This is a genomic window from Frankia sp. CoWAU3 (assembly GCF_977971855.1).
In genome coordinates, this window is sequence record NZ_CDWWXB010000004.1 from 46404 (window position 1) to 54792 (window position 8389).

The window sequence follows — 8389 nt, forward strand, 5'->3', positions numbered from 1 at the left end:
CGCGGGCCATGTCAAGATCCGCGGTCACCGTCACGTCGGCGCCGACTCGGGCGAGCGCGCGCTCGGCCGACCGCAGGTTTCCCGAGCCGTAGTCCAGGACGACCACCCGGGGACGCCGGCCGGGTCCGTCTCCGGTCACAGCACACCTTTCGTGGAGGGTATCCCGGCGACGCGGGCGTCGAGCGCCACCGCGTCGCGCAGAGCCCGCGCGACCGCCTTGAACTGGGCCTCGACCACGTGATGGGCGTTGCGGCCGGACAGCACCCGCACGTGCAGCGCGAGCCGGGCGGACGCGGTGATCGACTCGAAGATGTGCCGGGTCAGCGTTGTGTCGTAAGTTCCGATCATCCCAACGAGATCCGGTTCGACGTGCACGCAGTACGGCCGGCCGGACAGGTCGACGGCGGCTTGGGCGAGCGCCTCGTCCAGCGGGACGGTGGCATCCCCGAACCGGCGGATACCCGCCTTGTCGCCGAGCGCCTCGCGCAGGGCGGACCCGAAGGCGATCGAGGTGTCCTCGACGGTGTGGTGGGCGTCGATGTGCAGATCCCCCCGGGTACGCACGGTGAGGTCGAACCCGCCGTGCTTGCCGAGCTGGGACAGCATGTGGTCGAAGAACGGGACGCCGGTGTCCGACGAGGAGATTCCCGTCCCGTCGAGGTCGAGCTCGACCAGGACGTCCGACTCCAACGTCTTGCGTTCGATTCGCGCGGTGCGTGCCATCGGGGGCTTCCTCGGTCTCTGTAGATCTCAGGCCGGGCCAGGGGCTCAGGCGGTGGCGAGGCTGATGACACCGTCCGCGCCGATGACGCTGCCGGTGAGAGTTCTGCCCAGCGCCCCGAGAAACGCGTCCACCTCGTTCGGCAGCCCGGCGGTGACCCGCAGCCAGCCGGTCAGACCGACATCGCGGACCAGCACTCCCGCGTCCAACAGGCTCTGCCACACCGCCCGCTGATCGGCGAACCGGCCGAAGAACACGAAGTTGGCGTCGCTCGGAGCCAGCCGCAGACCGAGCGCAGGCAACTCCCGGACGATGCGGTCGCGCTGGGCCTTGACCGCCTCCACCGTGCCGAGCAGCTCGTCGGCGTGCGCGAGCGCTGTGCGCGCGACGGCCTGGGTGAAGCTGGACAGGTGGTAGGGCAGCCGCACCAGGTACAGCGAGTCCACCACGGCGGGGTGCGCGGCAAGGTAGCCTACCCGGGCACCGGCCAGCGCGAACGCCTTGCTCATTGTCCGGGTGACGACGAGCCGCGGATGACGGGGCAGCAGCGTCAGCGTGCTGGGCACGCCGGCCCGGCGGAACTCGGCGTAGGCCTCGTCGACGACGACCATGCCGCTGCCGGTGGCCTCCACCGCCTCACAGGCGGCGACGACGACCTCGGGCGGCAGGGCCGTGCCCGTCGGATTGTTCGGTGAGCAGAGGAAGACCAGGGCGGGTCGGTGCCGGGCGATCGCGTCGGCGACCACGGCCGGGGAGAGCGTGAAGTCCTCCGCTCGCTGCCCGGCCACCCACTCGGTGGCGGTGGCCAGCGCGATGAGGCGGTGCATCGAGTAGGACGGCTCGAACCCGAGCGCCACCCGACCGGGCCCGCCGAACGCCTGGAGGAGCTGCTGGAGGATCTCGTTGGAGCCGTTGGCGGCCCAGACCTGACTGGTGTGCACGCCGAAGCCGGCATCGGGTGTCAGGTAGTAGGCGAGGTCGGCACGCAGCGCCTCGGCGTCCCGGTCGGGATAGCGGTTCGCCTCGGTGGCGGCGAGGGCCGCGGCCTTGCCGATGGCGTCGACCAGCCCGACCGACGGCGGGTGCGGGTTCTCGTTGGTGTTGAGCCGCACCGGCACGTCGAGCTGCGGAGCGCCGTAGGGCGAGAGCCCGCGCAGGCTGTCGCGCAGCGGCAGGCCGTCAGCGTCCCACGGGCGCCACGGCCGGTCCCCGGCACCGCTCCCGGCCGCCTTGAATATCATCGGAGTCGAACCTCCACCGCGTCGACGTGAGCTGTGAGGTCCTCCGCCCCGCCGAGCGCTACGATACGCGGGGCGACGGCGGCGAGCCCCTCCCGCGTGCACTCGACCACCTGGACCTGACGTTGGAAGGCGGTGACCGCCAGACCGCTGGAATGCCGGGCGGTGCCGCCGGTGGGCAGGACGTGGTTGGACCCGGCCAGGTAGTCGCCGAGCGGGACGGGAGCGTAGTCGCCGACGAAGACCGCTCCGGCGTGGCGCACCCGGGCGGCGACCGCGGCGGCGTCCGCGGTGTGGATCTCCAGATGCTCGGCGGCCCAGCCGTCCGCCACCGCGAGACCCGCGTCGACGTCCGCGACGAGCGCGACCGCCCCCTGGCCGGCGAGCGACTCCGCCACCCGCTCCCGGTGGCGGGTGACGGGCACCTGCTTGCCGAGCTCGACGTCGACCGCGTCGGCGAGTTCCACCGACGGGGTGATCAGCAGGCAGGCGGCCATCGGATCGTGCTCGGCCTGGGCGATGAGGTCGGCGGCGACGAAGGCCGGATCCGCGGTGGCGTCGGCGAGGATCGCGACCTCGGTCGGGCCCGCCTCGGCGTCCACCCCGACGACCCCACGCAGCAGGCGCTTGGCCGCCGTGACATAGACGTTGCCGGGCCCGGTGATCACATCGACCGGCGGGCAGCTCGTGGTCCCGTAGGCGGCCATCGCCACGGCCTGGGCTCCGCCTGCCGCGTAGACCTCCTCGACACCGAGCAGCGCGCAGGCGGCGAGGATCACCGGATGCGGCAGCCCGCCGTTGTCCTTCTGCGGCGGGGAGAAGACCGCGAGCGAGCCGACCCCGGCCTCCTGGGCGGGCACGACGTTCATCACGACGCTGCTGGGGTAGGCGACCCGCCCGCCCGGCACGTACAGGCCGACCCGCTCCACCGGCACCCAGCGCTGCGTCACCGTGGTGCCGGGCGCGACCTCGATCGCCAGCGGCTCCCGCAGCTGCGCACGGTGCACCAGCCGAGTCCGGCGGATCGCCTCGGTCAGCGCGTCGCGCACGGCCGGATCCAGGGCATCCGCGGCGGCGGCGAGAACCTGGGCGGGCACCCGCAGGCTCGGCGGGCGGACCCCGTCGAACCGCTCCGCGGCGGCGAGGACGGCCGCGTCGCCGCGGTCCCGCACGTCCGCACAGACCGGCCGGACCGCATCGACGGCGACGTCGACGTCGACGTCGGCCCGCGGCAGTAGCCGTCGGATCTCGGCTGCGGCAGGCACCGCGCCACGCAGATCAAGCCTTCTGAGCACGACAAGAGATTAGCTGGCCTCGGCGGGACCGGTAGAATCGTGTGTCCGCCGCAGGTGCGACGCTGGTTGCGTGTCCCCTCCACATACCCTGTCAGGACCGGATCACCCGGGCCGGGCGCCGGGTCCAGCCGAATCCGGCGAGTCGTTGGCGACCCTGCTGGCGGGCTACCGGGTGCATGCCCGGGCGCCTCGCGCGGCGGTGGCGGCGCTGACCGAGCAGCCACGCACCCTGCGCCAACTGGTCCAGAGTTCGGGCCTGCCCCGACGGAGCGTGGAGGAGATCCTCGCCAGCCTCGGCGACGATCTGCGGACCGGCCCCGACGGGCGTCACGTGCTGCGCCCCGCGTCGATCGACCGCTACCGCGGCCTGATCCGCTATGACGAGCTGAGCGGACAGACCCCGCTCGATCCCCTCGCCGCCGTGATCGCCCGCCACGGTCCGCTGGTCACGACCATGCATGATCTCATCGCTGCCGCGCCCCGACCGCGGGCCGACCTCGACCACGTACCCGCGACGGCGACGACCGTCGTGCGCCGGGCCGTCTGGCTGCAGACACGTTACGACCTGCGCGGCGCGCATCTGCTGTGCATAGGTGATCATGATCTCACCTCGCTGGCGGCGGTCTCGTTGATCGACGGGCTCACCGTGACCGTCGTCGACATCGACGACGAGCTGCTCGCCTACCTGGACAGCTCGGCCCGGTCGTTGGGCGTCCGGCTGCGGTGCCTCTACGCCGACCTGCGCTTCGGCCTGCCGCCGGCGGTGGTGGGCACGGCCGATCTGGCGTTCACCGATCCGCCCTACACCCCGGAGGGCGTGGCGCTGTTCACCGGGCGCGGCGCGCAGGGTCTCGCGGACCGCGAACATGGTCGCGTCCTGCTGGCCTACGGGTTCAGCGACCGGGTACCGACGCTGGGTTGGAAGGTGCAGCGGGCACTGATCGATCAGGGCTTCGTGTTCGAGGCCGTCTGGCCAGGCTTCCACGTCTACGAGGGCGCGGAGGCGGTGGGCGCCAGAGCCGACATGTACGTCTGCCAGCCGACCCCGGCCACCTGGAAGCAGCTGGACCGCTCGGCCACGGCGGCCACGGCGGCCACAACCGCGACGGCCGCCATCTACACCCGGGGCCGGCAGTCCACGCAGAGTCGGCCGACGCGCCTGACCGCCCCGGTCCTCGACGCGGTGGCCGCCTTTCTCGCCACCGGCCCGGCGGGTCGCGCCGTGTTCGTTGGCGAGCGGCGGGAGGTCGACGCGGTCCACGTGCGTCTCGCGACCGTGTTCGACCAGGGGCTGCCCACGTTCGCCTCGACCGGCCCCGGCGCCTCAACCGAGGACGGAACGGTCAGCGTGGCCACCGACCTGTCGGACGATCCGGGCCCCTGGCTGACCAGGCTCCTCCTGGCGGTCAACGCGGACCGGCTCGCCGTCGTCGTCTCCTCCGATCATCCCGATCTGGGCGTCCGCCGCCGGCGGGCCCAGGATGACCCGCTGCGGCAGCTGCGGGCGAAGTGGACCGCCACCCCCGCCCGGGACCTCGGGGACCTGCGGCTCGTGACGTTCACGGCCGTCGGCCCGGCGGCGCTCGCCCCCGCCGACCGGCTCGCCCGGTGGCTGCTGGACCGCCCGCACGGCAAGATCGGCAACGTCTGGCGGGACGGGCTCATCCGGATCGTCCGGGAGGATTCGGGGCGCACGCTCTCCCAGCGCGACGCCCGGGCCGCCGTGACCCGGGCCGCGCGCGATCCCGACCTGCTGGCCGCCCGGCTGATCGATCTTCCCCGGCACGCCCTCGGGGGAATCCTCGCCGCGGTGTCGTCCGGCGACACGCTGCTGGCCGAGCCGGTGAGACCGGGCTGGATCCGGCAAAATTGGCAGACGCTGCGAAACGAGTAGATATGACGGAATCGGAGCTGGCGACGGCGGAATCGCGGTGGCACCCGCGGGGCCGGCGGCCGGACGCGCCCGGTGCCGCCTACTGTCGTGCTATGGCGACGCTTGCAGGCAACGGCTCCCGAGCACACGCATCAGACCTGCAGCGGTATCCCGATCCCGCCGGCGCCCGGGTGCTGGTGGTCGAGGACGACGACGGCCTCGGTACCCAGCTCGTGCGCGGTCTGGACCGGGCCGGCTACACCGCCGACCGGGTGCGGACCGGGGAGGCCGCGCTCGCCCGGGTCGAGGGCGTGTCCCCGCCCGATCTCGTGCTCCTGGACCTGGGACTGCCCGACATCGACGGCGCGGAGGTGTGCCGGCGCATCCGCGAGCGCGGGGACACCCCCGTGATCGTGGTGACGGCTCGGGGGGACGAGGCGGACCGGGTCGAGGCCTTGGACCTCGGTTCCGACGACTACCTGGTCAAACCATTCGGATTCGCCGAACTGCTGGCCCGGATACGGGCGGTGCGGCGGCGCGCCGCCCGGGCCACCGGTGAGAGCTCCGACGTGGTCCGACACGGACCGCTCGTCCTCGACCAGCGCAGCCGGCGGATCTCCGTCGACGGCCGTCCGGTCCAGGTGACGGCGCGGGAGTACGATCTGCTGGCCTTCCTGGCCTGCGATCCCGGCCGGGTCCGGACCCGACGGGAGATCTTCACCGCTGTCTGGGGCGACTGGTTCGGCTCATCGAAGGTCCTCGACGTACACATCGGCGCGATCCGCCGCAAGCTCGGGATTCCCGAACTGATCGAAACGGTGTACGGGGTCGGCTTCCGCCTGGGCGGGCCGCCGGCGCCCGGCGCCGATCCGACCCCCGGTGACCGGAGCGCGCCACCCCTCGGCCGATGACCCGGCACATCCAATGACCCGGCGCATCCTGGCCGCCCAGCTCGCGCTCACGACGGCGCTGCTTGTCGGCCTGTGCGTCCCGATGGGGCTCGACGCCACCCGTCACGACCGGGCGCTGTTCGGCCTGCGGCTCACGGCCGCGATGCAGGCCTACTGCGCCGAGGTGAAGTGGCGGCGGCTGTCCGCCGGCGCGGCCCCGCTGCCCGCCCCCGTACGCGACAGTACGGCCGTGCCACCGGACGAGCTCCGGCTGTTCGACCCGAACGGTACGCCCGTGGCCGACACCGGTGACGACATCCCGATCATGGCCTGGGATCTGGATCGGGCCCGCCGGGAGAACGTGGTCATCAACCCGAACGCGGCCAATCGACACCGGATGATCCTTATTGCTCCGGTGTCCAACGCGCAGGGCCTGGTCGGCATCCTGGCCGTCGCGCGCAGCGATGCCGGGCTGCGCGCCTCGATCATCCACCGATGGACGATGATCGCCCTCGCGGGCGTCCTGGTCGCGCTGGCCGCATTGGGGATCTCGATGCTGCTGGCCCGCTGGGTGGGCCGGCCGCTGCGCCGGCTCGAGCAGGCAGCGACCGAACTCGGTGCCGGTGATCTCACGATCCGGGCCAGAGCCGTCGGTGGCCCGCCCGAGGCACGCAAACTTGCCACGACGTTCGACGCGATGGCGGGACGGCTCCAGTTGCTGGTCGACAGCCAGCGCCGGTTCCTCGCCGACGTCTCCCACCAGATCCGCACCCCGCTGACGGCGATGCGCCTGCGCCTAGAGCTGCTGCAACAGGACGTGGACGCGGACACCACCGACGAGGTCGCGGGCACCCTGGTCGAGGTACACCGGCTCTCCCGGATGGTCGACGGGCTGCTGGCGGTCTCCCGGGCCGAGCATGCACCGATCCCGACCCAGCCGATCCCCCTCGCGGTCGCCGCCGAGGAACGATGCCTGATCTGGCGACCGGTCGCAGCCGCCGCCGGAGTGACGCTGACCTGCGACGTCGACGCGGACCAGGTCGTCCAGTGCACCCCGGGGCATCTGGAGCAGATCCTCGACAATCTCCTCAGCAACACGCTGGAGGCCACCCCGTCCGGCAGCCGGGTCAGCGTCACGTCCGGGACGAACCCACCGGCCCAGCCACGCCCGGTGGGCGCCGGAGGCACCGCGGAGGCGGGCCTCGGGACGGGGAGCACCGCGTACGAATTGGACGAGATGAACGTCACCGGGCCGCAGAGCACCATGACGGCGGAAAGCATGACGCGGCTCACGGTCGCCGACAGCGGACGCGGCATGAGCGCCGAGCAGCGGGCCGCCGCCTTCCGCCGGTTCAGCTCCAACCTCAGTGCCGACCAGCGAGAAGCCGACCAGCGAGGAGAGGTGCCCGGCCGGGCCGATCGGCGCGGGAACGGCCTCGGGCTCGCCATCGTGCATGCCCTGACGACCGCCGACGGCGGGACGGTCACTCTGGCCGAGAGTGACAACGGGGGTCTGTGCGTCGTCCTCGACCTGCCCCGGACACATCCAGACCGACGGCCGACGGCCGCCCGGCCGGCACCCGCGCAGAGATCCGTGGACGCGGCGGGCGGCACCTGCATCGCGGCCGCGCCGGGTTCCGGGGGCACGGACGGCCCGGGCCCCCGGCGGACATCGGCCACCATCCACGAACTACTGGAAGTAGTGGATTACGTCACGACAGATTATGCCATGGCCGACGACAGGCCGTGACGACCGGACAACGGCTTCACCGGACTCCCGATTCACTAGATGATCTTTACTGGTTCTTTCCGAGCCGAGGAGCGGTCCGTAACCACAATGCGCCCCGGGCCAGTTATTTTCGAACTGAGCCACCAGGGATGGAGTTCCACTGATCATGGCAAAAAGTCCGGCACAGAAGATTCGTGAAGTCGCGACAACCGGCGTCGGCACGCTTCGCCGCGGACACCCGTACAGGCTCCCCCGGCCGGGGGTCCGCGGTCGCCATGAGGAGACCGGCACCGGCCCAGTGCCGGCCAGTGCCGGCGCGGTGTCACACTCCGGCCGCGCTCCCGCCGAGGTCTGACCTCGGCAGGCGGCACCCGTGGGACGCAGGTGCTGTCGGGACAATCTTCTACGAAGAGTAGAAGGCAAGATGGTCGAGTGACCGTCACCTCGACAGGCGCGCTCCCATGCACCTGACCCAGTCGACCGACCTGGCGCTGCGGGCACTTATGCTCACGGCCACCCGGGAGGATCGCCTCACCGTCCGCGACCTCTCGAAAGCCCTCGATGTTCCGCTCACCCACATGGCGAAGATCGTGCAACGCCTCCAGCGGCTCGACCTCGTGGTCACCGTGCGCGGGCGCACCGG

7 protein-coding genes are annotated in these 8389 nt (G+C 72.2%); 4 read left to right on the top strand and 3 right to left on the bottom strand.

Features of this window, described 5'->3' with window-relative positions:
* Window positions 1–135: 135 nt before the first annotated feature.
* From hisB to hisD, 3 genes are read right to left on the bottom strand one after another with little or no spacing between them, the layout of a single operon-like run.
* Window positions 136–723: an imidazoleglycerol-phosphate dehydratase HisB gene (gene hisB / locus AC08ON_RS01235; protein ID WP_011437410.1), complete on the bottom strand. Its 588-nt coding sequence runs from the start codon at window positions 721–723 to the stop codon at window positions 136–138.
* A 45-nt stretch (window positions 724–768) separates the two neighbouring features.
* Window positions 769–1962 carry a histidinol-phosphate transaminase gene (locus AC08ON_RS01240; protein ID WP_476606036.1) on the bottom strand — a complete coding sequence of 398 codons (1194 nt, stop codon included), beginning with the start codon at window positions 1960–1962 and terminating at the stop codon, window positions 769–771.
* Window positions 1959–3254 carry a histidinol dehydrogenase gene (hisD, locus tag AC08ON_RS01245; protein WP_476606035.1) on the bottom strand — a complete coding sequence of 432 codons (1296 nt, stop codon included), beginning with the start codon at window positions 3252–3254 and terminating at the stop codon, window positions 1959–1961. The genes AC08ON_RS01240 and hisD overlap by 4 nt, the downstream gene beginning before the upstream one ends.
* A gap of 145 nt (window positions 3255–3399) precedes the next feature.
* Here hisD and AC08ON_RS01250 point away from each other — a divergent pair, with 145 nt between their 5' ends.
* The 4 genes from AC08ON_RS01250 to AC08ON_RS01265 form a co-directional block, all read left to right on the top strand.
* Window positions 3400–5148: a bis-aminopropyl spermidine synthase family protein gene (locus AC08ON_RS01250; RefSeq protein WP_476616314.1), complete on the top strand. Its 1749-nt coding sequence runs from the start codon at window positions 3400–3402 to the stop codon at window positions 5146–5148.
* A gap of 92 nt (window positions 5149–5240) precedes the next feature.
* Entirely contained in the window at window positions 5241–6038 is a 798-nt protein-coding gene (locus tag AC08ON_RS01255; RefSeq protein ID WP_476606033.1) for a response regulator transcription factor, read from the top strand.
* A gap of 13 nt (window positions 6039–6051) precedes the next feature.
* Window positions 6052–7767: a sensor histidine kinase gene (locus AC08ON_RS01260; RefSeq protein WP_476606032.1), complete on the top strand. Its 1716-nt coding sequence runs from the start codon at window positions 6052–6054 to the stop codon at window positions 7765–7767.
* A gap of 440 nt (window positions 7768–8207) precedes the next feature.
* The coding region (locus AC08ON_RS01265) for an Rrf2 family transcriptional regulator (protein WP_476616315.1) at window positions 8208–8389 on the top strand (182 nt) is incomplete at its 3' end.

Excerpts from the sequence above, each read along its gene's own strand:
- hisB (WP_011437410.1), bottom strand. The coding sequence starts at position 723 with ATGGCACGCACCGCGCGAATCGAACGCAAGACGTTGGAGTCGGACGTC.
- AC08ON_RS01240 (WP_476606036.1), bottom strand. The coding sequence starts at position 1,962 with ATGATATTCAAGGCGGCCGGGAGCGGTGCCGGGGACCGGCCGTGGCGC.
- AC08ON_RS01255 (WP_476606033.1), top strand. The coding sequence starts at position 5,241 with ATGGCGACGCTTGCAGGCAACGGCTCCCGAGCACACGCATCAGACCTG.
- AC08ON_RS01260 (WP_476606032.1), top strand. The coding sequence starts at position 6,052 with ATGACCCGGCGCATCCTGGCCGCCCAGCTCGCGCTCACGACGGCGCTG.